The sequence below is a fragment of the Pseudomonas sp. BN417 genome, assembly GCF_029871205.1.
Lineage (GTDB): Bacteria > Pseudomonadota > Gammaproteobacteria > Pseudomonadales > Pseudomonadaceae > Metapseudomonas.
On sequence record NZ_SSOJ01000080.1, the window covers coordinates 24755 to 50350 of the forward strand.

Annotated in this window: 22 protein-coding genes; 12 read left to right on the forward strand and 10 right to left on the reverse strand. The window is 65.1% G+C overall.

The genetic code is table 11. The annotated features are described in order from the left end of the window. Window position 1: 1 nt before the first annotated feature. The 7 genes from rpe to E8F11_RS08990 form a co-directional block, all read right to left on the reverse strand. Complete coding sequence (rpe, locus tag E8F11_RS08960; protein ID WP_280288487.1) at window positions 2–670, reverse strand: ribulose-phosphate 3-epimerase; 669 nt, start codon at window positions 668–670, stop codon at window positions 2–4. Between the two features lie 139 nt (window positions 671–809). After that, on the reverse strand, window positions 810–1637 hold the full coding sequence (locus tag E8F11_RS08965) for an ABC transporter permease (protein ID WP_280288488.1): 828 nt from the start codon (window positions 1635–1637) through the stop codon (window positions 810–812). A gap of 106 nt (window positions 1638–1743) precedes the next feature. Beyond that, complete coding sequence (locus tag E8F11_RS08970) at window positions 1744–2991, reverse strand: ABC transporter permease (protein ID WP_280288489.1); 1248 nt, start codon at window positions 2989–2991, stop codon at window positions 1744–1746. 111 nt (window positions 2992–3102) lie between these two features. Continuing rightward, window positions 3103–4134, reverse strand: coding sequence for a polyamine ABC transporter substrate-binding protein (locus tag E8F11_RS08975; protein WP_280288490.1), 1032 nt, complete (start codon window positions 4132–4134; stop codon window positions 3103–3105). A 49-nt stretch (window positions 4135–4183) separates the two neighbouring features. Then, window positions 4184–5293: an ABC transporter ATP-binding protein gene (locus E8F11_RS08980; RefSeq protein WP_280288491.1), complete on the reverse strand. Its 1110-nt coding sequence runs from the start codon at window positions 5291–5293 to the stop codon at window positions 4184–4186. A gap of 150 nt (window positions 5294–5443) precedes the next feature. Continuing rightward, window positions 5444–6073: a response regulator transcription factor gene (locus E8F11_RS08985; protein ID WP_280288492.1), complete on the reverse strand. Its 630-nt coding sequence runs from the start codon at window positions 6071–6073 to the stop codon at window positions 5444–5446. Continuing rightward, complete coding sequence (locus E8F11_RS08990) at window positions 6070–8460, reverse strand: PAS domain S-box protein (RefSeq protein ID WP_280288493.1); 2391 nt, start codon at window positions 8458–8460, stop codon at window positions 6070–6072. Before E8F11_RS08990 ends, E8F11_RS08985 begins: the two co-directional genes overlap by 4 nt. A 137-nt stretch (window positions 8461–8597) precedes the next feature. On the opposite strand from E8F11_RS08990, the gene E8F11_RS08995 reads away from it, so the two are divergent. Then, entirely contained in the window at window positions 8598–9617 is a 1020-nt protein-coding gene (locus E8F11_RS08995; protein ID WP_280288494.1) for an alpha/beta hydrolase family protein, read from the forward strand. A gap of 7 nt (window positions 9618–9624) precedes the next feature. On the opposite strand, the gene E8F11_RS09000 is transcribed toward E8F11_RS08995, so the two are convergent. The 3 genes from E8F11_RS09000 to E8F11_RS09010 are packed head-to-tail and all read right to left on the reverse strand — an operon-like array spanning window position 9625 to window position 12087. After that, window positions 9625–10392, reverse strand: a complete 768-nt coding sequence (locus tag E8F11_RS09000) for a TerB family tellurite resistance protein (RefSeq protein ID WP_280288495.1) — start codon at window positions 10390–10392, stop codon at window positions 9625–9627. A 1-nt stretch (window position 10393) separates the two neighbouring features. Beyond that, window positions 10394–11065, reverse strand: a complete 672-nt coding sequence (murU, locus tag E8F11_RS09005; RefSeq protein WP_280288496.1) for an N-acetylmuramate alpha-1-phosphate uridylyltransferase MurU — start codon at window positions 11063–11065, stop codon at window positions 10394–10396. Then, window positions 11062–12087: a phosphotransferase gene (locus E8F11_RS09010; protein WP_280288558.1), complete on the reverse strand. Its 1026-nt coding sequence runs from the start codon at window positions 12085–12087 to the stop codon at window positions 11062–11064. Before E8F11_RS09010 ends, murU begins: the two co-directional genes overlap by 4 nt. Before the next feature lie 126 nt (window positions 12088–12213). On the opposite strand from E8F11_RS09010, the gene E8F11_RS09015 reads away from it, so the two are divergent. From E8F11_RS09015 to E8F11_RS09065, 11 genes are all read left to right on the forward strand, one after another. Then, the gene (locus tag E8F11_RS09015; protein ID WP_280288497.1) at window positions 12214–15003 is read left to right on the forward strand and encodes an LPS-assembly protein LptD; all 2790 of its coding nucleotides are present in this window, start codon (window positions 12214–12216) and stop codon (window positions 15001–15003) included. Further along, window positions 14984–16276 (forward strand): peptidylprolyl isomerase, encoded by a 1293-nt coding sequence (locus E8F11_RS09020; protein ID WP_280288498.1) that lies wholly within the window; start codon window positions 14984–14986, stop codon window positions 16274–16276. The genes E8F11_RS09015 and E8F11_RS09020 overlap by 20 nt, the downstream gene beginning before the upstream one ends. Window positions 16277–16350: 74 nt before the next feature. Further along, window positions 16351–17349, forward strand: a complete 999-nt coding sequence (gene pdxA, locus E8F11_RS09025) for a 4-hydroxythreonine-4-phosphate dehydrogenase PdxA (protein WP_280288499.1) — start codon at window positions 16351–16353, stop codon at window positions 17347–17349. Window positions 17350–17468: 119 nt separating this feature from the next. Further along, window positions 17469–18275, forward strand: coding sequence for a 16S rRNA (adenine(1518)-N(6)/adenine(1519)-N(6))-dimethyltransferase RsmA (gene rsmA, locus E8F11_RS09030; protein ID WP_280288500.1), 807 nt, complete (start codon window positions 17469–17471; stop codon window positions 18273–18275). Between the two features lie 30 nt (window positions 18276–18305). After that, window positions 18306–18686, forward strand: a complete 381-nt coding sequence (gene apaG, locus E8F11_RS09035) for a Co2+/Mg2+ efflux protein ApaG (RefSeq protein ID WP_280288501.1) — start codon at window positions 18306–18308, stop codon at window positions 18684–18686. A 10-nt stretch (window positions 18687–18696) separates the two neighbouring features. Beyond that, on the forward strand, window positions 18697–19524 hold the full coding sequence (locus E8F11_RS09040; protein ID WP_280288502.1) for a symmetrical bis(5'-nucleosyl)-tetraphosphatase: 828 nt from the start codon (window positions 18697–18699) through the stop codon (window positions 19522–19524). Beyond that, window positions 19517–19846 (forward strand): thiosulfate sulfurtransferase GlpE, encoded by a 330-nt coding sequence (gene glpE, locus E8F11_RS09045; protein ID WP_280288503.1) that lies wholly within the window; start codon window positions 19517–19519, stop codon window positions 19844–19846. Before E8F11_RS09040 ends, glpE begins: the two co-directional genes overlap by 8 nt. Before the next feature lie 285 nt (window positions 19847–20131). Beyond that, on the forward strand, window positions 20132–22054 hold the full coding sequence (locus tag E8F11_RS09050) for a PrkA family serine protein kinase (RefSeq protein ID WP_280288504.1): 1923 nt from the start codon (window positions 20132–20134) through the stop codon (window positions 22052–22054). Between the two features lie 98 nt (window positions 22055–22152). After that, window positions 22153–23424, forward strand: a complete 1272-nt coding sequence (locus E8F11_RS09055) for a YeaH/YhbH family protein (RefSeq protein WP_280288505.1) — start codon at window positions 22153–22155, stop codon at window positions 23422–23424. Between the two features lie 13 nt (window positions 23425–23437). Continuing rightward, window positions 23438–25003, forward strand: coding sequence for a SpoVR family protein (locus E8F11_RS09060; protein WP_280288506.1), 1566 nt, complete (start codon window positions 23438–23440; stop codon window positions 25001–25003). 65 nt (window positions 25004–25068) lie between these two features. After that, window positions 25069–25578: a DUF4136 domain-containing protein gene (locus E8F11_RS09065; protein WP_280288507.1), complete on the forward strand. Its 510-nt coding sequence runs from the start codon at window positions 25069–25071 to the stop codon at window positions 25576–25578. The last annotated feature ends 18 nt before the right edge of the window (window positions 25579–25596 follow it).

Below are 25596 nucleotides of genomic sequence, written 5' to 3' on the forward strand. Positions count from 1 at the left end.
ATCAGGCCTGGGCCAGCTCGGCGCGCATGGCGGCAATGACTTCGGCGTAGTCCGGCGCGTTGAAGATGGCCGAGCCGGCGACGAAGGTGTCGGCACCGGCGGCGGCGATCTCGCGGATGTTCTTCACATTGACGCCGCCGTCGATTTCCAGGCGGATGTCGCGGCCGGATGCATCGATCAGCGCACGTGCTTCACGCAGCTTGTCGAGGGTGCCGGGAATGAACTTTTGCCCGCCGAAGCCGGGGTTGACGCTCATCAGCAGGATCATGTCGACCTTGTCCATCACGTACTTCAGGGCGTCCAGCGGAGTGGCCGGGTTGAACACCAGGCCGGCCTTGGCGCCGCCGTCGCGGATCAGCTGCAGGGAGCGGTCGATGTGCAGAGAGGCTTCCGGGTGGAAAGTGATGTAGGTGGCGCCCGCTTCGATGAAGTCGCCGATGATGCGGTCCACCGGCGTGACCATCAGGTGCGCGTCGATGGGCGCGGTGATGCCGTACTTGCGCAGCGCCGAGCAGACCATCGGGCCGATGGTCAGGTTGGGCACATAGTGGTTGTCCATCACGTCGAAGTGAACGATGTCGGCGCCGGCGGCGAGGACGTTCTCCACTTCCTCGCCCAGGCGGGCGAAATCGGCGGAAAGGATCGACGGTGCGATGGCGAAGGGCTGCATGGCTGACCTCAGGGCGGAATCACGGTGGCGCGGATTGTAGCCCGAGTCCGGCCGCCAAGGCGTGGTCAACCGTCTGCGACCTTGGTGGAAAAGCAATCGGGGGAGCCTTGGCTCCCCCGACCCTACAACTACCGGCAGGTCATTCCGGCATGGAGGTGCGCATCCGCTCGCTGCGCCCGCGCAGCCACTCCAGCACCAGCAACAGTGCGACGGAGAAGCCGATCAGCAGGGTTGCGGCGGCGGCGATGGTGGGACTGAGGTTCTCGCGGATGCCGCTGAACATCTGGCGCGGCAAGGTGGCCTGCTCGGGGCCGGCGAGGAACAGGGTCACCACCACTTCGTCGAACGACGTGGCGAAGGCGAACAGGGCCCCGGAGATCACCCCCGGCGCGATCAGCGGCAGGGTCACCTTGAAGAAGGCGGTCACGGGTGGCGCACCCAGGCTGGCGGCGGCGCGCACCAGGTTGTAGTTGAAGCCCTGCAGGGTGGCCGACACCGTGATGATGACGAAGGGCACGCCGAGCACGGCATGCACCAGGATCAGCGAGATGTAGCTGTTGCCCAGGCCCAGCGGCGCGAAGAACAGGTAGGCGGCGACACCGATGATCACCACCGGCACCACCATGGGGGAGATCAAGAGGCTCATCACCAGCGCCTTGCCGCGGAACTCGCCACGGGTCAGGCCGATGGAGGCCAGGGTGCCGAAGACCATTGCGAGCACGGTGGCCGCCGGGGCGACGATCATGCTGTTGGTCAGCGAGCGCATCCACTCCGCCGAGTTGAAGAAGTCGGCGTACCAGCGCAGGGAGAACCCCTGCAGCGGATAGACCAGGAAGGTGCCGGAGTTGAACGACAGCGGGATGATCACCAGCACCGGCAGGATCAGGAACAGCAGCACCAGGCCGCAGAGGCCGCGCAGCGTGTAGAACCACAGGCGCTCGACCGGGGACATGTAGGGACTCAGCATGAATCGCTCTCCAATTTATTTCGTGCGGATCCCCCTCTCCCGGCCCTTCGGGCCACCCTCTCCCTGAAGGGAGAGGGGGATCAGTTGGCCTCCTTCGGAGGCGCTTTTATCCCAGGCGCAGGCGGCCAGCGCCCACCAGCCAGCTGTACACCACATAGAGGATCAGGGTGGCGAACAGCAGCATGCCGCCCAGGGCCGTGGCCATGCCCCAGTTGATGGTGGTGTTGGTGAAGAAGGCGACGAAGTAGCTGACCATCTGGTCGTTCGGGCTGCCCAGCAGCGCCGGGGTGATGTAGTAGCCGATGGACAGGATGAACACCAGCAGGCACCCGGCGCCGACGCCGGCCACGGTCTGCGGGAAGTACACCTTCCAGAAGCTGGCGAAGGGGTGGCAGCCGAGGGAGATCGCCGCCCGCATATAGCTGGGGGAGATGCCCTTCATCACGCTGTAGATGGGCAGGATCATGAACGGCAGCATGATGTGCACCATGGCGATGTAGACGCCGGTGCGGTTGAACACCAGCTGCAGCGGCTGGTCGATCAGGCCCAGCTTGATCAGCGCACCGTTGATCAGGCCGCCGGACTGCAGCAGCACGATCCAGGCCGCCACCCGCACCAGGATGGAGGTCCAGAACGGCAGCAGCACCAGGATCATCAGCAGGTTGCTCTGGCGGGTCGGCAGGTTGGCCAGCAGGTAGGCCAGTGGGTAGGCCAGCAGCAGGCAGATTACCGTGATCACCGCGCCCATCCAGAAAGTACGGGCGAAGATGTCCAGGTAGATGGCCTGGTCCGGGGTGGCCGGGGCCAGCTCGCCAAGGTCGTCGATACGATGGTCGAGGGAGGCCAGCAGGTAATAGGGGGTGAGGTGGCTGGCGTTGCGGCGGATCGTCTGCCAGTAGGCCGGGTCGCCCCAGCGCTCGTCCAGGCCTTCCAGCGCTTCCTTGTAGGAGGCCGGCTCGGTCTTGAACGGCAGGGCGCGGGCGGTCTTGGCCATCAGGCTGCGGTAGCCGGCCAGCTCCATGTTCAGGCGCTTGGAAAGGTCGCCTATGGTCTGGTTCTTGCGCGCATCAGCGAGGTCCTCGGCCAGGGCCTTGTACACAGGCTCGGCAGGCAGCGCCTTGCCGTCCCAGCCGGAGATGGCGTCGACGGTGCGCGGCAGGGAGCCGACCACTTCGGGGTTGTTCACGCTCTTGTAGAGAAGCGCGCCGATGGGCACCAGGAAGGTCAGCAGGAGAAAGATCAGCAGCGGCAGGATCAGCGCCTGGGACTTCAGGCGGTTCATCCGCTCGGCACGGGCGAGGCGCTGCTTCAGGGTGGGGCCGGCGACCTCGGTAAGGGGCACTGCAGTGGCCATGGCGAACTCCGTTGGAACAGGGTTGGACTTTCAGCCCCGCAGGGCCGGGGTGAGGAAAGCTTCCCTCACCCCCAGCCCCTCTCCCGGAGGGAGAGGGGAGCAGAGACGGCCTTACTTGGCCGCCCAGGAGTTGAAGCGCTGTTCGAGCTGCTCGCCGTAGTCAGCCCAGAAGGTGACGTCCATGGCGACCTGGTCCTTGATGTTTTCCGGCGTGGTCGGCATGTCCTTCAGCAGGGCCTTGTCCAGCAGCGGCACCGCCTGGGTGTTGGCCGGGCCGTAGGCGATGTTCTCGGAGTAGATCTTCTGCTGCTCGGGCTTGACCGAGTAGGCGATGAACTCCTTGGCCTTGTCCGCATCCTTGGCGCCTTTCGGGATGGCCCAGGAGTCGAAGTCGTAGATGCCGCCAGTCCATACCACCTTCAGGTTGCTTTCCTTCTGCACGGCAGCGATGCGACCGTTGTAGGCGGAGCTCATGACCACGTCACCCGAGGCGAGGAACTGCGGCGGCTGGGCGCCGGCTTCCCACCACTGGATGCTCGGCTTGATCTGGTCGAGCTTCTTGAAGGCGCGGTCCTGGCCTTCCTTGGTGGCGAGCACGCTGTAGACGTCTTTCGGCGCGACGCCGTCGGCCATCAGGGCGAACTCCAGGGTGTACTTGGCGCCCTTGCGCAGGCCGCGCTTGCCGGGGAATTTGTTCACGTCCCAGAAATCCGCCCAGCTGGTGGGCGCGCTCTTCAGCTTGTCGGCGTTATAGGCCAGCACAGTGGACCACACGAAGAAGCCCACGCCGCAGGGCTGGATGGCACCGGGGACGAAGTCTTCGGCCTTGCCGAACTGGGCCGCATCGAGCACTTCGAACAGGCCTTCGTCGCAGCCGCGGGACAGCTCGGGCGACTCCACTTCCACCAGGTTCCAGGACACGCTGTTGGTGTCGACCATGGCTTTCACCTTGGCCATCTCGCCGTTGTATTCGCCAGCGATGATCTTGTTGCCGGTGGTCTTCTGGTAAGGCTCGTAGAAGGCCTTGACCTGGGCATTCTTGTTGGCGCCGCCGAAGGACACCACGGTCAGGTCGGCGGCCATGGCCTGGGCGGCGCAGGCCAACCCGAGGGCGATGGCGGTGAGTTTCAGGGATTTCGACATTGTTATTTTCTCCACAGTGCAGGGTTGCTAATGCCTTGGCGCCGCCGCGTCATTCCGCCAGAAGCGGGTCCAGTGCGCGGACGTGCTCCACTTGCCAGCCGAGCGGCACCACATCGCCTACCGCCAGTGCGGGGTCGAGCTCAGCAATAGGTTGCTTGACGAAGAAATCGGGCTTGCCGCAGACCTCCATGCGGATACGCACGTGGTCGCCCAGGTAGATGAACTCGGCGACGCGCCCGGAGAAGCGGTTGACGCAGCTCTCGCTGTGGCCATTGAGACGCACGCGTTCCGGACGGATCGACAGGGTGACCGACTCACCCGGCTGGCCGACGTTGATCGCCAGCGCCTCGACCTTCTCGCCACGGGCCAGGCGCACCACGCAACGGTCGCCCTCGCGGCTTTCCAGCTGGCCATTGAGGCGGTTGTTCTCACCGATGAAGTTGGCCACGAAGGTGTTGCGCGGCAGCTCGTAGAGCTCGCGCGGCGGGGCGATCTGCTGGATCTCGCCCTGATGGAACACCGCCACCCGGTCGGACATGGTCAGGGCTTCGCCCTGGTCGTGGGTCACGTAGACCACGGTGACGCCGAGGCGCTGATGGATGTGTTTGATCTCCATCTGCATGTGCTCGCGCAGCTGCTTGTCCAGTGCACCGAGGGGTTCGTCCATCAGCACCAGCTGCGGTTCGAACACCAGGGCGCGGGCCAGGGCCACGCGCTGCTGCTGGCCGCCGGAAAGCTGGCCGGGGTAGCGGTTGCGGAAGGCGTCCAGCTGGACCATGGACAGCGCGCGCTTGACCCGCTCGCTGGCGTCGGTCTTGCTCATGCCGCGCACCGAGAGCGGGAAGGCCAGGTTCTCGGACACCGTCATGTGCGGGAAGAGCGCGTAGTTCTGGAACACCATGCCGATGTCGCGCTTGTGCGGGGGCACGTTGTTGATCGAGCGACCGCCCAGCAGGATCTCGCCGTTGGTGGGGGTCTCGAACCCGGCGAGCATCATCAGGCTGGTGGTCTTGCCGGAGCCGGACGGCCCGAGCAGGGTGAGGAATTCGCCTTTGCGAATGTCCAGGTTGAGGTCTTTGACGATCAGGGTCTCGCCGTCGTAGCTCTTCTGTACGCCGCGAAAGCTGACCAGGATGTCGCTGCCTTTTGTCTCGGCCATAACCGCACCTTTGTTTTTGTGTCTGCCGTAGGGAAAGCCTAGAGAACGCGGCAAAGCACGCAAATCGGGCGGTATGAGAGATTGCTATAAGGCTTAGAGAGGATTTCTTGTAGGGATCGCCCTACAAACCAGATAGCAACTGTCGGACATTCACAGAAGCTTGTGCTCCACCGCGTACTTCACCAGGTCCGCCACCGAGTGCAGGCCGAGCTTCTGCATCAACCGCGCCTTGTGGGTGCTCACGGTCTTGCTGCTGACCGCCAGCTGCTGGGCGATCTCGTTCACCCCTTCGCCGCGCACCAGGCGCTCGAACACCGAGAACTCCCGCTCCGAGAGCAGGGTATGGGCGGGTCGTGCATCGGTCAGGCCGACCTCGAAAACCATGCGGTCGGCCAGCTCCGGGTCTATGTAGCGGCCACCGGACGCCACCTTGCGGATGGCGGTGAGCAGCAGCGCCGGGTCGCTGTCCTTGGTGGCGTAGCCGGCGGCGCCGATTTTCAGCGCCCTTGCGGCCATCTGCGCCTCGTCGTGCATGGACAGCACCAGTACCGCCGGTGGATTGCTCAGCGCGCGGATTCGCGGAATGGCTTCCAGGCCGTTGACGCCGGGCATGGAGATATCCAGCAGCACCACCTCGCAGGGCGTCTGCCGCAGGGTTTCGAGCAACTGCTCGCCATTGGCCGCCTCGCCCGCGACGCAAAGGTCCTTGGCCAGGCCGATGAGCTGCTTGATGCCCTCGCGGACGATGGTGTGGTCTTCAGCCACCAGTACTCGGATCACGCCACTTTCTCCTTATCCAATGCCACGCGGACGCAGAGGGTAGTGCCCTCTCCGGGTTGACTGTCGATCTGCAGGTTGCCGCCCAGCATCAGCACGCGCTCGCGCATGCCCACCAGACCAAAGGAACTGCCGCGCCCGGCGCTGGTGTCGAAGCCCCGGCCGTCGTCGCTGATGCGCAGGCAGAGCATGCCGTCTTCTTCGCTCAGGCGAACCGCCACAGTATGCGCCTCGGCATGACGCATGACATTGGTCAGGGCTTCCTGCAGCACGCGGAACAGGCCAACCGCCTTGGCGTCGGAGAGCTGCGGCAGCTGCTCCGGCACTTCCACCAGACAGGGGATCTGGGTGCGCGCTTCGAAGCGCCGGGCCTGCCACTCGATGGCCGAGGCGATGCCGGCATCGAGGATGGGCGGTCGCAGGGCGGTGGCCACGTCACGCACCAGTTGGAACAGCTGGGCGATCAGGCGCTTCATGCTCTCCAGGCGCTCGCGCAGGCCGGCATCGAGGCCGGCGAAGGCCAGCTCGCACATGGAGGTTTCCAGCTTGAGCACGGTGAGCACCTGGCCCAGTTCGTCGTGCACCTCGCGGGCGATGCGCGCCTTCTCCTCCTCGCGCACGCTTTCCAGGTGCGCCGACAGCTCGCGCAACTGGGCGCGCGAGGCCCCCAGTTCCAGCTCGATCTGCTTGTTCTCGGTAATGTCCCAGACCACGCCGTCCCAGATCGCCCGGCCGTCCTCGAAGACCCGTGCGCTGGCCTTGATGTCGGCCCAGCGCAACTGCCCATCGCGGGTGAGGATGCGCCCCTGCCAGTGCCAATCGCGGTCGGCGCCCAGTGCCGCCTGCTGGCTGGCCCAGTAGCCATCGCGATCCTCCGGGTGCACCAGGCCGCGGATGCCGCGCCCGGTGTCCAGCAGTTCGCTGGCGCTGTAGCCCACCAGGCGTTCGCTGCCCTCACCGATGAAGGCGAAGTCGGCGGGCACTCCGGCCTTGGCCCGCTCCAGTCGGAACACCAGGCCGGGCACGTTGGAGGCGATACCCTTCAGGCGCGCTTCGCTTTCCTCCACGGCCTCGCGGGCTCGGCGCCGTTCGGTGGCGTCGGAGAGAAACACCACCAGGTACTCCGAGGAGCCGAAGCGCAGGAAGCTCAGGGATACATCGGCCGGCAGCCAGCCGCCGTCCGGGCGCAGGCAGCGGGTTTCGAAGCTCAACGGGCCTTCGTCGCTGTTGCGCGCCCGGCGCCAGAGGTTGAGCCAGCGGTCCATGTTCAGCTCCGGCTGGAAGTCCGCCAAGGGCCGCTCCGCCAGGCTGCCCGGAGCATACCCGAGCATCTGTTCGGCGGCGCGGTTGGCGTAGCGCACATGGCTGTCCCAGTTGACCCAGAGGATACCCAGGGTGCTGTGGTCGATGGAGAACTGGGTGAGGCGCAGGGCTTCCTCGGCCGCCTCGCGCAGTTGCAGGGCGTGGCGCGCGTCCAGCAGTTGCCGCTCCAGGCCACGGCGCTGGCGACGCAGCCAGGCAATGATCACGGCGGCCAATAGCAGCAGCACGCTCAGCAGCAGGCTGAAGTTCTGCCAGAAGCCGGCGGACTCGCCCAGGCGCGGATACTTGGGCTGCAGCCAGCGTTCGTGGAGCTGGTCGAGGTCCTTGGGCGGCAGGCTGCGCAGGGCGATATCGATGATGGTGGCCAGTACCGGCCAGTCCCGCCGGGAGGCGACCCGCAGCAGTTGCGGAAAGCCGATATCCCCGACGACCGCCAGCCCGGCGAATTCCTGCTCGCGGGACAGGCGGCTGAGCTGGGCTTCATCCAGCACCGCATAGCGCACCTGCTCGTCGAGCAGCGCCTGCAGGGCGTCGCGCTCGCTGGCCATGGCCTTCAGGTCGAGATTGGAGTAGGTGGCGCGCAGGTAGTCGGCGACCGCACTGGGCTGGCGCAAAGCAACGGGGGAGGTGGCGTCGAGTTGCTCCAGATCCACCGACGCGCTGCCGTCGCGCTCGCCCACCAGCAGCTGCGAGACGCGCAGGTACGGATCGGAGAAGAGCCAGAGGCGCAGGCCGGCAGGGCTCTGGACAAGGCCGGGGGCAAGATCGATCTGCCCCGCGCGCAGGGCCTGATCCAGCTCCGCCGAACTGTCATAGGTGCGCCAGACCAGCTCCACACCCATGGCCCCGGCCAACCAGTCCATCAGCTCGACATTCGCTCCTGAAAGCTGCTGCAGGCGCCGGTCCAACTGGACGTATGGCGCTTGCAGCACGGCGCCGACGCGCAGCTGGCCGTGAGCCTCGAGCCATTGCCGCTGGTTCGCGTCGAGGGGCAACCGGGGCTGCGCCGCCAGAACGGGCATTGCCAGGCAGCAGGCGAACAGCAGGGAGAAAAGCGCACGGATCATCGAGGACCAACCGCAAAAGGGGGGTAAACAGCCGACATACCTTACTCCAGCTGCAACCCACCATGCGAAGGCTCGGCCTGACAAATGCCGGGCGTGCCTTTAGGCTCCCTTGTCTCAGCTCGACCAGGAATCCCCAGATGCTTCGCGCCCTTTGCCCGACTCTCGCGGCCATTTGCCTCGCCCTGCTACCTGCCTCCCCCGCCCTGCTCGCGGCGGAGGCAACCACCGCCGCCGACAAGCAGCCGCTTCCCCCCGTGGAACGCGCGCCGCTGGAGGAGCGCAGCCAGGAAGATGCCGCTAGCCTGGAGCGCCAATTGCCGAGCCGGGAGCAACAACAGTTGCGGGCGGGCGAGGATAGTTTCCTGGCGCTGTGGCAGCCGGCCAATGTCAGTGATCCCAGCGGTCTCCTGATCCTGCTGCCCGGGGAAGGCGAGAGCGCCGACTGGCCGCAAGCCATCGGCCCGTTGCGGCGCAGGTTGCCGAACTCCGGCTGGAGCACCCTGAGCCTGACCCTGCCCGACCCCAGCGGCGATCCGTTGCCGCCACGTCCGCTGAAGACCGAAGAGCCGAGCAAGGCCGAGCCTGCCGTGAATCCCGAGAAGGCCGCGGAAGAAGGCCCGGCCAACACCGAGCAGGCGGGCAGTGCCGAGCCCGACACCGACCCAGCACCGCCGCCACTCTCCCGCGATGCCATCCAGAAGACCCAGACGGCAAGGGTGTTCGCCCGCATCGAGGCAGCCCTGGCCTTCGCCCGCCAGCAGCAGCCCAAGGCCATCGTGCTGCTCGGCCACGGCACGGGCGCCTTCTGGGCGGCGCAATTCCTGGCGCTGAAGGAACCCAAGGACATCGGCAACCTCCTGTTGGTGGCGGCGGAAATACCGGCGGGGTACGAGCCTGCATTGGAGGATTCGCTGTCGGAACTCAAGCTGGCCACCGGCGACTTCTACTACAAGGACCAGCCCACCGACCGCGATTCCGCCCTACGCCGGCTGCATGCCAGCAAACGGCAGAAGCACCCGGCCTACCTGCAGATCGCCATGAAGGGCCTGCCGGGCGACCGCGCCACCGAGCAGGAACAGCTGATACGGCGGATTCGGGGCTGGCTCAGCCTGCACTTGCAAGCTGCGGACGGGCAAGGCACCGCGCCTGGGGGCTGACAGGGCTTCAGCGGAAACCGTGGCGCTCGCGGATCAGGTTGTAGGCGTTGTGCAGCTCGCGCGTGCGATCGGTCGCCGCGCGCACCAGGGCCGGGCTGGCGCCCGAGCCGGCAAGCTTGTCCGGGTGGTTCTGGCTGAGCAGTCGGCGGTAGGCACGCTTGATCACCGCCGGCTCGCAATCGGCGGTCACTCCCAGCAGGGTGAGCGCATCCTTGTAGCTGTTGCCGCGCCTGGGCCGCAGCCCTTGGGGCAGGTCATAGCCAGCGCCCAGCGCCTCCACCTGCGACGCCGAACGCCCCAACCAGTGGCCCCATTGGAGGATCAGCTGGCGCTCATGCTGGCCAATACGCCCGTCAGCCGCGGCCAACTGCCAGCAACTGCGCAGCAGGCGTTCGACGCTCGAGCGATCGTCGCGCAGCTGCCTCAGCGAAATCTCCAGCTTGTCGCCGCCGGCCTTGCCGCGGTTGAAAGCAGCTATCGCCCGCCGGGTGCCGGCGTCATCCAGACCGAGCCGTTTCATCTCGGAACGCGCTTGTTGGATATGCGCTTCCTCCACCCGTCCATCGCTCTTGGCCAGGCGCCCAAGAAGGATGAACAGCAGGTCCTGCTGGTCGATGGCCGACTCGCCACGCACGCGGGCGCGCAGGGCGCTCCAGGAGTCCAGCTGCAGCCGCCGGTCCAGCACATGCCCCAGCAGGCCGCCCAGCAGGGCGCCGGGAATGCTCGCGAGAGCGAGCCCTGCTGCGGCGCCGATCAGGGTAGCCGGCCAGACCAACTCAGGCCTCCGCTACCAGTAGGCGCTCGACTTCCGCCAGGCGTTCGTGGGTACCGACATCGACCCAGCGTCCGGCGAAATGCTCGCCGCTGACCTGGCCGGCGGCCATGGCCTGGCGCAGCAGCGGGGCCAACTTGAAGGCGCCTGCCTGGCAACCGCTGAACAGCCGCGGATGGAGCACGGCGATGCCGCTGTAGGTGAGGCTGGGCTCGCCCTCGACCGCGTCGCTCACCCGCCCCTGGTCGAGGCGAAAGTCGCCGCGCGGATGGTGGATAGGGTTGTCCACCAGCACCAGATGGGCCAGGCCATCCAGCGGCCGCCGCAGACGATTGAAGTCGAAGTCGGTCCAGACGTCGCCGTTGACCACCAGGAAAGGCTCGTCTCCCAGCAACGGCAGGGCCCGGAAGATGCCGCCTCCCGTTTCCAGCGGCTCGCCTTCTGCCGAATAGCGGATGGACAGGCCGAAGCGCGCGCCATCGCCGAGATGCGCCTCGATCTGCGGCCCGAGCCAGGCATGGTTGATCACCAGCTGGCGAAACCCCGCCGCCGCCAGGGCATTGAGGTGGAACTCGATCAGTGGGGTGCCAGCGGCACGGACCAGCGGCTTGGGTGTGTGCAAGGTCAGGGGGCGCATGCGCTCACCCTTGCCGGCCGCGAGGATCATGGCCTTCATTCGGGCACGACCTCCAGCAGCGGCATGCCGCCCAGCAATTGGCCCAGCTCGGCCAGCTCCGGCCGGCGGGCGACCACGGCCTCTATATAAGAGAAGAAGCGCGGTACGTCATCCAGGTACTTGGGCTTGCCATCGCGATGGCAGATGCGCGCGAAGATGCCGATGACCTTGAGGTGGCGCTGTACGCCCATCAGGTCGCTGGCGCGGTGAAACTCGGCGAAGTCGGCCTGCACCGGAATTCCCGCTTCCCGCGCCAGGGTCCAGTAGCGCTGCAGCCAGGCGGCGACGCGCTCTTCCGGCCAGCTGAGGAAAGCGTCCTTGAACAGGCAGGTGACGTCGTAGGTCACCGGCCCGTAGACCGCGTCCTGGAAATCCAGCACGCCGGGATTGGGACGGCTCAGCATCAGGTTGCGCGGCATGTAGTCGCGGTGCACCAGCACCTTGGGCTGGTCCAGGGCGCTGGCGATCAGCAGGTCGGATACGCGTTGCCAGGCGGCCAGGCGCTCACCGTCCAGTTCGATGCCCAGGTGGCGCTGCAGATACCACTCGGGGAAGAGCTGCAGCTCGCGACGCAGCAGGGCATCGTCGTAGCTGGGCATGGGGACATCGAGGCAGCGCTTCTGGAAGCTGATCAGCGCCTGGATCGCGTCCTCGAAGAGCGAGTCGGCATTCTCGGCGTCGATCACATCGAGGTAGGTCTGGCGACCCAGGTCATCCAGGACGAGGAAGCCCTGTTCCACATCCGCGGCGAGGATACGCGGCACGTGAACGCCGGCTTCGGCGAGCATCCCCGCCACCTTGACGAAAGGGCGGCAGTCCTCGCGGGGAGGTGGGGCGTCCATCAGGATCAGGGTGCGGTCGTCAGCCTCCCAGCGGAAATAGCGGCGAAAGCTGGCGTCACTGCTGGCCGGAACCAGCGTGGCGGCAGGCACAGGGCCCCAGCCTTCGGCAGCGAACAGGGTGGGCAACTGCTGGTCCAGCCATTGGCTCAGCTGCTGAAGGCGCAGGTCTTCGTGGTGCATCGGGTGGTCTCCGGCGGCGCTAGCCGTTGTGCGGGTCATGCTTTATTATCCAGCATCTTTTTCAGCCCATCGAGAGGCGTGCGGCCCCAGCGGGCCGAAGGCGCGCAGGAAGCCCGGACTAACAAGATGGCAGTAAGATCCCCCGCGTTTCGTAGAAAGTTTCCTCTGCTGGTGACCGGCAGCCTGCTGGCACTGCAGCCAGTAGCCACCTCCTTCGCCGTCGCCGCAGAACAATTCGACTGCCAGGCATCCGCCGCTGGCGGCTGGGCCTGCTCGCCCAAGGCCAGCGCCGAGAAGTTACCACCTCGTCCGGTTCACAGCACCAGTGCCGTGAGCTCGACCATCGGCGCCGCCCCCCAGGAGGGGCAGGCCGCGGCTGAAGGCAGCGCGGCCACGCTGGTCACCGAGGCCGAAGGCAAGGGCCTGGCCACCCGTAGCGCCGACTACAGTCACCTCGACTGGGTACCGCGCGACAAGCTCACTCCGGCCCAACTGGCTGAGACCGGCCCTTACTGCGCCGGCGCCTACGTCGAGCCGCCGCGTCCGGGCATGGACGACGATACGCCAATGGAGGACGCACCCACCTACATCTCCGCCAAGGCCTCGCGCTACGAGCAGGAGAAGCAGATCGCCACCCTCGCCGGCGATGTGGTCCTGCGCCAGGGCAGCATGCAGGTGGAGGCCGACGAGGCCAACCTGCACCAGGCCGAGAACCGCGGCGAACTGGTCGGCAACGTCAAGCTGCGCGACAAGGGCGCCCTGGTAGTCGGCGACCATGCCGAACTGCAGCTGGACAACGGCGAAGCCAAGATCGACAACGCCGAATACGTGTTGCACCAGTCCCACACCCGCGGCAACGCGCTGTACGCCAAGCGCCAGGAAGACGCCGTCATCCGCCTGAAGGACGGCACTTACACCCGATGCGAACCGGGTGACAACGCCTGGCACCTGAAGGGCAACAACATCAAGCTGAACCCGGCCACCGGTTTCGGCACCGCGACCAACGTCACCCTGCGGGTCAAGGACATCCCGGTGTTCTATACCCCGTACATCTATTTCCCCATCGACGACCGTCGCCAGTCCGGCTTCCTGCCGCCGACCATCGGCAGCAGCTCCGACACCGGTTTCCTTCTGGTCACGCCGTACTACTTCAACCTGGCGCCGAACTACGACGCCACGCTGTACCCGCGCTACATGGCCAAGCGCGGTCTGCTGATGGAAGTCGAGGGCCGCTACCTGACCCGCAGCAGCGAAGGCCAACTGGGCGCGGCCTACCTCGACGACAAGGAAGACGAGCGCAAGCTCATGTCCGAGTACGAGAAGAAGCGCTGGCTGTACAACTGGAAACACATCGGCGGCCTCGACTCCCGCCTGCTGGCCGAGGTCGACTACACCGATATCAGCGATCCGTATTACTTCGACGACCTGGATACCGACCTGGGCGTCGACACGCCGACTTTCGTCAACCAGCGCGGTACGCTGACCTACCGCGGTGATACCTATACCGCCCGCCTGAACGCGCATGCCTACGAGCTGGCCACCATCTCGGACATCACGCCGTACGACCGTCTGCCGCAGATTACCCTGGATGGCGCCCTGCCTTTCCAGCCCGGCGGGCTGACCTTCGCCTACAGCACAGAGTTCGTGCGCTTCGACCGCAACCTGCGTGAAGGCAATTTCATCGACGAAGACGGCGGCCCAGTCAACGCTGATGGCACCATCGGCACCCCCTGGAACGACACGAATATTAGCGGCCTGGACCGCGCCAACGGCGACAGGGTTCACCTGGAACCGGGCGTTTCCCTGCCTATGAACTGGACTTGGGGCTTCCTCAAACCGGAGGTCAAGTACGCATACACCCAGTACGACTTGACCCTCGACAGCACAGGCAAAGCTGCCGTTCCGGACTTCGACTCGAAGCCGGATCGCCAGCTGCCCATCTACAGCGTCGATAGCGGCCTGTATTTCGACCGCAAGACCCAGTTCTTCAGCAAGGACTACACCCAGACCCTGGAACCGCGCCTGTTCTACCTCTACGTGCCGGAAGAGGACCAGACCGACATCCCGCTGTTCGATACCGGCGAGTACACCTTCAACTATGCGTCGCTGTTCCGCGACAACCGTTTCTCCGGCCACGACCGCATCGGCGACGCCAACCAGGTCTCCCTTGGCGTGACCAACCGCTGGATCGAAGCCAACGGCTTCGAGCGCCAGCGCTTCAGCATCGGCCAGGCCTTCTATTTCCAGGACCGCAAGGTGCAACTGCCCGGCATCGACTTCCGCACCCGCGACGATGCCCAGGCGTCCGTTTCGCCCTACGCGCTGGAGTACCTGTATCGCTTCAATCGCGACTGGCGCATCACCTCGGACTTCAACTGGGACCCGGACTCCCATCGCACCCGCTCCGGCAGCGCGATGTTCCATTACCAGCCCGAAGATAACCCGAACAAGGTGGTCAACGCCGGTTACCGCTACCGCAATGACACCATCCGCTTCGACCAGTCGACCGGTAACTGGGTCGTCGGCGGCGGCGACTTCGGGGTGGAAGGCCAGCCCGGCTTCATCAAGGACTACTACAAGATCAGCCAGCACGACTTCTCCGTCATCTGGCCGGTGGTCCCGCAGTGGAGCGCCATCGCGCGCTGGCAGTTCGACTACAACCGCGACCGTACGCTGGAGGCCTTCGGTGGCTTCGAGTACGACAGCTGCTGCTGGAAGCTGCGCCTGATCAACCGCTACTGGGTCGACTACGACGAATTCGACCAGACCCCCTCCACCACCAACGACAGCGGCGACCACGGGATCTTCCTGCAGATCGTCCTGAAGGGCCTCGGCGGCGTCGTAGGCAATGCGGCCGAAGGCTTCCTGGAAAAAGGCATTCAAGGTTACCGTGAACGTGAAGACCAAGCTCTCTGATTGTCTGCGCCCGCTGTTGCTGGGCGCCCTCCTCCTCGGCGGCCTCGCGCATGCCGAGGTTCGCTCCATCGACCGAGTGGTCGCCATCGTCGACAACGACGTGATCATGCAAAGCCAGCTCGACCAGCGCCTGCGCGAAGTGCAACAGACCATCGCCAAGCGCGGCGCCTCGCTGCCGCCCGAGCATGTGCTCAGCCAGCAGGTGCTGGAGCGCCTGATCATCGAGAACATCCAGCTGCAGATCGGCGACCGCTCCGGCATCCGCATCACTGATGAGGAACTGAACCAGGCCATCGGGGCCATCGCCCAGCGCAACGGCATGACGGTCGAACAATTCCGCGGCGCCCTTACCCGGGACGGCCTGTCCTTTGATGACGCCCGCGAGCAGGTACGCCGCGAGATGGTCATCAGCCGTGTGCGCCAGCGCCGTGTGGCCGAGCGCATCCAGGTCACCGACCAGGAAGTGCAAAACTTCCTCGCCTCCGATATGGGCAAGATCCAGCTGTCCGAAGAGTTCCGTCTGGCCAATATCCTGATCCCGGTGCCGGAAGGCTCCTCGCCCGACACCATTCAGGCCGCCGAGCGCCAGGCCCAGGAGCTGTACCAGCAGCTCCAGCAGGGCGCCGACTTCGCCCAGCTGGCCATCTCCCGCTCCGCCGGCGAAACCGCCCTGGAAGGCGGCGAGATCGGCTGGCGCAAGGCCGCCCAGCTGCCTCCGCCCTTCGACGGCATGATCAGCGCCCTGCCGGTCGGCCAGGTTACCGAGCCGGTCCGCACCCCGGGTGGCTTCATCATCCTGAAGCTGCTCGACAAGCGCGGTGGCGAAACCCTGGTGCGCGACGAAGTGCACGTCCGCCACATCCTGCTCAAGCCCAGCGAGATCCGCAGCGAAGCAGACACCCAGCGCCTGGCCGAGCGCCTCTACGAGCGCATCCAGTCGGGCGAGGACTTCGGCGAACTGGCGAAGAGCTTCTCCGAGGACCCGGGCTCGGCGCTTAACGGCGGCGACCTGAACTGGATCGACCCCAACGCCCTGGTGCCCGAGTTCCGCGAAGTCATGGCACAGACCCCGGCCGGCAAGCTCTCCAAGCCGTTCAAGAGCCCCTATGGCTGGCACGTGCTGGAAGTACTGGGCCGCCGCGCCACCGACAGCAGTGACAAGTTCCGCGAGCAACAGGCGCTGAACGTGCTGCGCAACCGCAAGTACGACGAGGAACTGCAGGCCTGGCTGCGCCAGATCCGCGACGAGGCCTACGTCGAAACCAAGTTGTAAGAGCCTGGGTCGCAGGACAGCGCGCTGGCGGTACAATCACCGCCAACGCGCTGGACACCCTGCAAGGACCCGGAATGAAACCTCTCCGCTTCGCCCTCACCCCAGGTGAACCTGCCGGCATCGGCCCCGACCTTTGCCTGCTCCTTTCCCGCTCGGCCCAGCCCCATCCCCTGATCGCCATCGCCAGCCGCAGCCTGCTCGAACAGCGTGCCGCAGAACTGGGCCTGGCCATCCGGCTGATCGATGTCGAGCCAGCCAGCCTGCCTGATGTCCCGGCACCCGCCGGTAGCCTCTACGTCTGGGATACGCCCCTGCTCGCGGCGACCAGCCCCGGCACCCTCGATCCCCGGAACGCGGACTACGTGCTGGAAACCCTGACTCGCGCCGGCCAGGGCTGCCTCGACGGGCATTTCGCCGGGATGATCACTGCCCCGGTACACAAGGGCGTGATCAACGAAGCTGGCATCGCATTTTCAGGGCACACCGAGTTCCTCGCCGAACTGACATCCACCCAGCAGGTCGTGATGATGCTGGCCACCCGTGGCCTGCGCGTGGCCCTGGTGACCACTCATCTGCCACTCAAGGATGTCGCCACCGCTATCACCCCCGAACGCCTGCAACGCGTCAGCCGCATCCTGCATGCCGACCTGGTGAACAAGTTCGGTATCGCCCACCCACGCATCCTGGTCTGCGGCCTCAATCCCCACGCCGGAGAAGGTGGGCATCTGGGCCGGGAAGAGCTGGAGGTCATCGAACCGGCCCTGGAAAGCCTGCGTGCCGAGGGCCTGGACCTGATCGGCCCGCTGCCCGCCGATACCCTGTTCACCCCCAAGCATCTGGAGCATTGCGACGCCGTGCTGGCGATGTACCACGACCAGGGATTGCCGGTGCTCAAGTACAAGGGCTTTGGCGCGGCGGTGAACGTCACCCTGGGCCTGCCAATCATTCGCACCTCGGTGGACCACGGCACCGCCCTGGATCTGGCCGGCACCGGCCGTATCGACTGCGGCAGCCTGGAAGTCGCCCTGGAAACCGCGTACCAGATGGCCACCGCGCAACAGCGCTCCGATTGACGACCCCTCGCGCCGCTTTCGCGGCCCGGCCTTAGGCGGCGGGGGCTGGCGCCTGATAGACTACGCGGCTCAGTTTCCACGCCAGGCCCCCGGCCTGGCCCCAAGGCCTGGAGCCTTCGATGTCCGAACACTACCAACACCGCGCGCGCAAGCGCTTCGGCCAGAACTTCCTGCACGACGCAGGCGTCATCCATCGGATCCTGCGCAGCATCCATGCCCGCGCAGGCGAACACCTGCTGGAGATCGGTCCGGGCCAGGGCGCCCTCACCGAGGGCCTGCTGGCCAGCGGCGCTCAGCTCGATGTAGTCGAGCTGGACCTGGACCTCATTCCCATCCTGCAGCACAAGTTCGGACAGTTGCCGAACTTCCGCCTCACCCAGGGCGACGCGCTGAAGTTCGATTTCCGCCAGTTCGGCGCCGAGCCGCGCAGCCTGCGGGTCGTGGGTAACCTGCCGTACAACATCTCAACGCCATTGATCTTCCACCTGCTGGACCACGCGGACCTGATCCGCGACATGCACTTCATGCTGCAGAAGGAAGTGGTGGAACGCCTGGCCGCCGAGCCTGGCGGTGGTGACTGGGGCCGGCTTTCGATCATGGTCCAGTACCACTGCCGCGTGGAGCACCTGTTCAACGTCGGCCCGGGCGCCTTCAATCCGCCGCCCAAGGTCGACTCGGCCATCGTCCGCCTGGCGCCCCATGAGGTGCTGCCGCATCCGGCCAAGGACGTCGCCCTGCTGGAGCGCGTGGTGCGCGAAGCCTTCAACCAGCGCCGCAAGACCCTGCGCAATACCCTCAAGGGCCTGCTCGACGCCGCCGCCATCGAGGCCGCCGGCGTGGATGGCAGCCTTCGCCCGGAACAGCTCGACCTGGCCGCATTCGTCCGCCTGGCCGATCAACTGGCCGCGACAGGCGCCAAGCCCTAGACTCCTTTCCAGCTACTCGAGAGCAACCGCGTGTCCGATCCTCGCTATCAGGTCGACGTCAGCGTCGCCACCCGCTTCCTCCCGGAACAGTCGCAGCCGGATGAGAACCGCTTTGCCTTCGCCTACACGGTGACGATCCAGAACAACGGCGAACTGCCGGCCAAGCTGCTCACCCGCCACTGGGTCATCACCGATGGCGACGGCCACGTCCAGGAAGTCCGCGGTGCCGGCGTGGTCGGTCAGCAACCCCTGATCGCTCCGGGCGCCAGCCACACCTACACCAGCGGCACCGTAATGGCGACGCAGGTGGGCAGCATGCAGGGGAGCTACCAGATGGTCGCCGACGACGGGAAACGCTTCGACGCCATCATCGCCCCCTTCCGCCTCGCCGTTCCCGGCGCCCTGCACTGAGGAGAGCGGCATGGCGGCTTATGCGGTCGGCGATCTCCAGGGATGCCTGGACCAACTGAAGTGCCTGCTGGAGCGGGTTCGCTTCGATCCGGCCAGGGATCGCCTCTGGCTGGTGGGCGACCTGGTCAACCGCGGGCCGAAATCCCTGGAAACCCTGCGCTTCCTTTATTCGATCCGCGAATCCCTGGTCTGCGTGCTCGGCAACCACGACCTGCACCTGCTGGCGGTGGCCCACAATATCGAGCGCCTGCGCAAGGCCGATACCCTGCGCGAGATAATCGACGCGCCGGACAGTGCCGAACTGCTCGACTGGCTGCGCCGACAAAAGCTGCTGCACCATGACGAGGAGCGGGATATCGCCATGGTCCATGCAGGCATCCCTCCCCAATGGACGCTGAAAAAGGCGCTCAAGCGCGCGGCAGAAGTGGAGGAAGCGCTGCAGGACGACGCCCGCCTGCCGCTGTTCCTCGACGGGATGTACGGCAATGAGCCGGACAAGTGGGACAAGGACCTGCACGGTGCAGCGCGCCTGCGGGTCATCACCAATTATTTCACCCGTATGCGCTTCTGCCGCGTCGACGGGACCCTGGACCTGAAATCCAAGGAAGGCCTGGACACAGCACCGCCTGGCTTCGCGCCCTGGTTCAGCATTCCCGGACGCAAGACCCGCGGGCAGAAGATCATCTTCGGCCACTGGGCAGCCCTGGAAGGCAAATGCGACGAACCCGACCTGTTCGCCCTCGACACCGGCTGCGTCTGGGGCGGCGCCATGACCCTTTTGAACATCGACAGCGGCGAGCGCCAGAGCTGCAGCTGCGAGGAGAACCGCCATGAGTGAATTCCAACGCATCCCCCCCGAGCGAGCCCAAGCCCTGCGCGAACAGGGCGCAGTGGTGGTCGACATCCGCGACCCGCAGAGCTTCGCCCTCGGCCACATCAGCGGTTCGCACCACCTGGACAACCACTCCCTGGCCGATTTCATCGCCAAAGCCGACTTCGACAAGCCCCTGATCGTCTCCTGCTACCACGGCAACTCCAGCCAGGGCGCAGCCGCCTATCTCGCGCATCAGGGCTTCGCCGAGGTCTACAGCCTGGATGGCGGCTTCGAGCTCTGGCGCAGCCTCTACCCCGACGAAGTCGCCCAGGGCAGCGCCGACTGAAAATTTTTTCCGTGAGGCGCAACCCCGCGCCATCACTGGCTTAGCGCCGCCTAGCCGACGAACGGTAATCCCTTGTTATCCTTCCGTCATGCTTGACCTTGCCGATTACGAACTACTCTTAGCTCAGGCCATCCAAAAAAGGGGAGAGCCGGTCCACCGGTTCCGGGCCATCGGCAGCGACCATTCAGGTGTTCTGGGGGAATTTCATCAGCCAGCTTTCGGCTGACTGCCCGCACCCGCACAACCGACCCCGCGCCGGCTTCCTGTTTCCAGCGAGGTGACGTCATGAGCATTTTCAGCCACTTCCAACAACGCTTCGAAGCGACGCGCCAGGAGGAATATACCCTCCAGGAGTATCTCGACCTGTGCAAGCAGGACCGTAGTGCCTATGCCAGCGCAGCGGAACGCATGCTCATGGCTATCGGCGATCCGGAACTGTTGGATACTTCGCTCGACCCCCGGCTGTCGCGGATCTTCTCGAACAAGGTGATTCGCCGCTACCCGGCCTTCGCGGACTTCCATGGCATGGAAGAATGCATCGACCAGATAGTCGCCTTCTTCCGCCATGCCGCCCAGGGCCTGGAAGAGAAGAAACAGATCCTCTACCTGCTGGGCCCGGTGGGCGGCGGCAAATCGTCCCTGGCGGAGAAGCTCAAGCAGCTCATGGAGCGCGTGCCCTTCTATGTCATCAAGGGTTCGCCGGTGTTCGAGTCGCCCCTGGGGCTGTTCAACGCCGATGAGGACGGTGCCATCCTCGAAGAGGAGTACGGCATCCCGCGGCGCTACCTGCGTACGGTGATCTCGCCCTGGGCGACCAAGCGCCTGAACGAGTTCGGTGGCGACATCAGCAAGTTCCGCGTGGTCAAGCTCTACCCCTCGATCCTCAACCAGGTCGCCATCGCCAAGACCGAGCCGGGCGACGAGAACAACCAGGACATCTCGTCCCTGGTGGGCAAGGTGGATATCCGCAAGCTCGAGGAATTCCCGCAGAACGACGCCGATGCCTACAGCTACTCGGGCGCGCTGTGCCGGGCCAACCAGGGCCTGATGGAGTTCGTCGAGATGTTCAAGGCGCCGATCAAGGTGCTGCACCCGCTGCTGACCGCCACCCAGGAAGGCAACTACAACAGCACCGAGGGTCTGGGCGGATTGCCGTTCAGCGGCATCATCCTGGCCCACTCCAACGAATCGGAATGGCACAGCTTCCGTAACAACAAGAACAACGAAGCCTTCATCGACCGTATCTACATCGTAAAGGTCCCCTACTGCCTGCGGGTCGCCGACGAGATCAAGATCTACGACAAGCTGCTGGTCGGCAGCTCGTTGGCCCACGCCCACTGCGCGCCGGACACCCTGCGCATGCTGGCGCAGTTCTCCGCGCTGTCCCGCCTGAAGGAGCCGGAGAACTCGAACATCTACTCGAAGATGCGCGTCTACGACGGCGAGAACCTCAAGGACACCGATCCCAAGGCCAAGTCGATCCAGGAATACCGCGATTCCGCAGGCGTGGACGAAGGCATGAACGGCCTGTCGACCCGCTTCGCCTTCAAGATCCTCTCCAAGGTGTTCAACTTCGACCCCCATGAAGTGGCGGCCAACCCGGTGCACCTGCTCTATGTGCTGGAGCAGCAGATCGAGCAGGAACAGTTCCCGGCCGAAACCCGCGAACGCTACCTGCGCTACATCAAGGAATACCTGGCGCCACGCTACATCGAGTTCATCGGCAAGGAGATCCAGACCGCCTACCTCGAATCCTACAGCGAGTATGGCCAGAACATCTTCGACCGCTACGTGCTCTATGCCGACTTCTGGATCCAGGACCAGGAGTATCGCGACCCGGAAACCGGCGAGATCCTCAACCGCGTGGCGTTGAACGAGGAGCTCGAGAAGATCGAGAAGCCGGCCGGCATCAGCAACCCGAAGGACTTCCGCAACGAGATCGTCAACTTCGTACTGCGTGCCCGGGCCAACAACAACGGCAAGAACCCCAGCTGGCTCAGCTACGAGAAGCTGCGGGTGGTGATCGAGAAGAAAATGTTCTCCAACACCGAAGACCTGTTGCCGGTCATCAGTTTCAATGCCAAGGGCAGCAAGGAGGAGCAGCAGAAACACAACGACTTCGTCAAACGCATGGTCGAGCGCGGCTATACGGAGAAACAGGTACGCCTGCTGTCCGAATGGTACCTGCGGGTACGCAAGTCGCAGTAAAACAGTCTCAAGCTGCAAGCCTGGAGCAAGCCCGTCGGAGGCGCCGTCTCGCACGGCGTCTCCTGCGCCTTGCAGCCTGAAACTCCCCGGAGGGGTCTATGAGCTACGTCATCGACAGGCGTCTGAACGGTAAGAACAAGAGCACGGTGAACCGCCAGCGGTTCCTGCGGCGTTACCGCGAGCACATCAAGAAGGCCGTGGAGGAGGCCGTGAGCCGCCGTTCCATCACCGATATGGAGCATGGCGAGCAGATCAGCATTCCCGGCCGCGATATCGACGAGCCCGTCCTGCACCACGGCCGCGGTGGGCGGCAGACCATAGTCCACCCTGGGAACAAGGAATTCACCGCGGGCGACCGCATCCCCCGCCCCTCCGGCGGCGGTGGCGGACGTGGCGGCGGCAAGGCGAGCAACAGCGGCGAAGGCATGGACGACTTCGTCTTCCAGATCACCCAGGAAGAATTCCTCGACTTCATGTTCGAGGACCTCGAACTGCCCAACCTGGTCAAACGCCACCTCAGTGGTGCCGACACCTTCAAGACGGTGCGCGCCGGCATCAGCAACGAAGGCAGCCCATCGCGCATCAATATCGTCCGTACCCTGCGCTCGGCCCATGCCCGGCGCATCGCCCTCTCGGGCAGCAGCCGCAGCAAGCTCAAGGAAGCCAAGGAGGAACTGGAGCGGCTCAAGCGCGAAGAGCCGGACAACTTCAGCGATATCCAGGAACTTGAAGCTGAAATTGCCAAACTTCGCGCCAGAATCGAGCGCGTTCCCTACCTCGACACCTTCGACCTCAAGTACAACCTGCTGGTCAAGCAACCCAACCCGTCGTCCAAGGCGGTGATGTTCTGCCTGATGGACGTCTCCGGCTCCATGACGCAGGCGACCAAGGACATCGCCAAGCGCTTCTTCATCCTGCTCTACCTGTTCCTCAAGCGGAACTACGACAAGATCGAGGTCGTCTTCATCCGCCACCACACCAGCGCCCGCGAGGTGGACGAGGAAGAGTTCTTCTACTCCCGGGAAACCGGCGGCACCATCGTTTCCAGCGCGCTCAAGCTGATGCAGGAAATCATGGCCGAGCGCTATCCCATCAATGAATGGAATATCTACGCAGCCCAGGCATCGGACGGCGACAACTGGAATGACGATTCACCCATCTGCAGGGATATCCTGATCAAGCAGATCATGCCGTTCGTGCAGTACTACACCTACGTCGAGATCACCCCGCGCGAGCACCAGGCGCTGTGGTACGAGTACGAACAGGTCTGCGAGACGTTCGACGATACCTTCGCCCAGCAACAGATCGTCTCGGCGGCGGATATCTACCCGGTGTTCCGCGAACTCTTCCAGCGCCGGCTGGTGACCTGAGGGGAGGCGTGCCATGACTGCCAGCAAGAAGGAACGCAAACCGATTTCCACGGGGTCCGAATGGACCTTCGACCTGATCCGCGCCTACGACCGCGAAATCAGCCGGATTGCCGAGCGCTACGCGCTGGACACCTATCCGAACCAGATCGAGGTGATCAGCGCCGAGCAGATGATGGATGCCTATGCCTCTGTCGGCATGCCCCTGGGCTACCACCACTGGTCCTACGGCAAGCACTTCCTCGCCACCGAGAAAAGCTATTCCCGCGGCCAGATGGGCCTGGCCTACGAAATCGTCATCAACTCCGACCCCTGCATCGCCTACCTGATGGAGGAGAACACCATCACCATGCAGGCCCTGGTGATCGCCCACGCCTGCTATGGCCACAACAGCTTCTTCAAGGGCAACTACCTGTTCCGCACCTGGACCGACGCCAGCTCCATCATCGACTACCTGGTGTTCGCCAAGCAGTACATCATGCAGTGCGAGGAGCGCCACGGCATCGACGCCGTGGAAGACCTGCTGGACTCCTGCCACGCCCTGATGAACTACGGCGTCGATCGATACAAGCGGCCCTACCCGATATCCGCCGAGGAGGAACGGCGCCGGCAGAAAGACCGCGAGGAACACCTGCAGAAGCAGATCAACGACCTCTGGCGCACCATTCCCAAGGGATCCGGCAAGGGTGGCGACAAGGACAACCAGCGCTTCCCGGTGGAACCCCAGGAAAACATCCTCTACTTCCTCGAGAAGCACGCCCCGCTGCTGGAGCCCTGGCAACGTGAGGTAGTGCGCATCGTGCGCAAGATCGCCCAGTACTTCTATCCGCAGCGCCAGACCCAGGTGATGAACGAAGGCTGGGCCACCTTCTGGCACTACACCCTGATGAACGACCTGTACGACGAAGGCCTGGTCACCGACGGCTTCATGATGGAATTCCTCCAGTCGCACACCAGCGTCATCTACCAGCCAGGCTTCGACAGCCCCTACTACAGCGGGATCAACCCTTACACCCTGGGCTTCGCCATGTACCGCGACATCCGCCGCATCTGCGAAGAGCCCACCGAGGAGGACAAGCGCTGGTTCCCCGACATCGCCGGCAGCGACTGGCTTTCCACCCTCAAGTTCGCGATGAGCAGCTTCAAGGACGAAAGCTTCATCCTGCAATTCCTCTCGCCCAAGGTGATCCGGGATCTCAAGCTGTTCAGCATCCTCGACGACGACCAGAAGGACGAACTGCTGGTGCCGGCCATCCATGACGAGCAGGGCTACCGGCTGATCCGCGAGACACTCGCGGCCCAGTACAACCTCGGCAACCGCGAGCCCAACGTGCAGATCTGGAGCGTCGACCGGCGCGGCGACCGCTCGCTGACCCTGCGCCACCAGCAGCACGACCGCAAACCCCTGGGCGAATCCACCGAGGAAGTGCTCCGCCACTTGCACCGCCTCTGGGGCTTCGACATTCACCTGGAAACCCGCCAGGGCGAGCAGATTACCGGGAGCCACCACGTCCCCCCAAAGGGGGAACGCACTGAGGACGGGGAATACCCGCGCCTGGACCTGATCATTCCGCCCATTTGATCGGTTGACCGCATGCCCGGCCGACGCCGAGCATGCGACTCAACCACTATGGGAGCCGTCCTCAGATGCGTCTGTTCTCCGTCCTGCTGCTGTGCCTGGCCCTGGCCACCTGCGCCAGCCCGATCCCGCAGATCCGCGTCCTGCAGCCGGCCCATCCCGACCTGGCGGGTCGCGGCACCTTCGAGCTGGTCTCCCCGGAACAGGCCGTGGAGGGCGAACTGCCCTACCGCGAACGCTACGCCCAACTCGCCCCGCTGATCCGTCAGGGCCTGGCAAGCCGTGGCTACCAGGCCGCCAACGAGGCCCAGCTGCGGGTCTACTACTGGCTGGCGGTGAGCGACACGCCGCTTGAGTTCAAGGTCGACCAGGCACCGCCCAGCCCTCTCGGCCCCTACCAGGCCATCCATCGACTGCGCGATGAAACCGGCACCTTGCGACTGCGCCTGACCGACCCGGCCGGCCAGGTGCTCTGGGAGGGCCTGGCCATCACCGGCCTCAGCCCTTCGCGCGACAGCGCCGAGCTGCTGGCGAGCGCCGTGCGCGCACTGATCGAGCAACTCCCCGCAGCCCGCTAGGCTGCTATCCTCCGCAGC

What these genes read in the sequence shown, in the direction of transcription:
- rpe (WP_280288487.1), bottom strand. Translation starts at nt 670, where the DNA reads ATGCAGCCCTTCGCCATCGCACCGTCGATCCTTTCCGCCGATTTCGCC.
- E8F11_RS08965 (WP_280288488.1), bottom strand. Translation starts at nt 1,637, where the DNA reads ATGCTGAGTCCCTACATGTCCCCGGTCGAGCGCCTGTGGTTCTACACG.
- E8F11_RS08970 (WP_280288489.1), bottom strand. Translation starts at nt 2,991, where the DNA reads ATGGCCACTGCAGTGCCCCTTACCGAGGTCGCCGGCCCCACCCTGAAG.
- E8F11_RS08975 (WP_280288490.1), bottom strand. Translation starts at nt 4,134, where the DNA reads ATGTCGAAATCCCTGAAACTCACCGCCATCGCCCTCGGGTTGGCCTGC.
- E8F11_RS08980 (WP_280288491.1), bottom strand. Translation starts at nt 5,293, where the DNA reads ATGGCCGAGACAAAAGGCAGCGACATCCTGGTCAGCTTTCGCGGCGTA.
- E8F11_RS08990 (WP_280288493.1), bottom strand. Translation starts at nt 8,460, where the DNA reads ATGATCCGTGCGCTTTTCTCCCTGCTGTTCGCCTGCTGCCTGGCAATG.
- E8F11_RS08995 (WP_280288494.1), top strand. Translation starts at nt 8,598, where the DNA reads ATGCTTCGCGCCCTTTGCCCGACTCTCGCGGCCATTTGCCTCGCCCTG.
- murU (WP_280288496.1), bottom strand. Translation starts at nt 11,065, where the DNA reads ATGAAGGCCATGATCCTCGCGGCCGGCAAGGGTGAGCGCATGCGCCCC.
- E8F11_RS09010 (WP_280288558.1), bottom strand. Translation starts at nt 12,087, where the DNA reads ATGCACCACGAAGACCTGCGCCTTCAGCAGCTGAGCCAATGGCTGGAC.
- E8F11_RS09015 (WP_280288497.1), top strand. Translation starts at nt 12,214, where the DNA reads ATGGCAGTAAGATCCCCCGCGTTTCGTAGAAAGTTTCCTCTGCTGGTG.
- pdxA (WP_280288499.1), top strand. Translation starts at nt 16,351, where the DNA reads ATGAAACCTCTCCGCTTCGCCCTCACCCCAGGTGAACCTGCCGGCATC.
- rsmA (WP_280288500.1), top strand. Translation starts at nt 17,469, where the DNA reads ATGTCCGAACACTACCAACACCGCGCGCGCAAGCGCTTCGGCCAGAAC.
- E8F11_RS09040 (WP_280288502.1), top strand. Translation starts at nt 18,697, where the DNA reads ATGGCGGCTTATGCGGTCGGCGATCTCCAGGGATGCCTGGACCAACTG.
- glpE (WP_280288503.1), top strand. Translation starts at nt 19,517, where the DNA reads ATGAGTGAATTCCAACGCATCCCCCCCGAGCGAGCCCAAGCCCTGCGC.
- E8F11_RS09050 (WP_280288504.1), top strand. Translation starts at nt 20,132, where the DNA reads ATGAGCATTTTCAGCCACTTCCAACAACGCTTCGAAGCGACGCGCCAG.
- E8F11_RS09055 (WP_280288505.1), top strand. Translation starts at nt 22,153, where the DNA reads ATGAGCTACGTCATCGACAGGCGTCTGAACGGTAAGAACAAGAGCACG.
- E8F11_RS09060 (WP_280288506.1), top strand. Translation starts at nt 23,438, where the DNA reads ATGACTGCCAGCAAGAAGGAACGCAAACCGATTTCCACGGGGTCCGAA.
- E8F11_RS09065 (WP_280288507.1), top strand. Translation starts at nt 25,069, where the DNA reads ATGCGTCTGTTCTCCGTCCTGCTGCTGTGCCTGGCCCTGGCCACCTGC.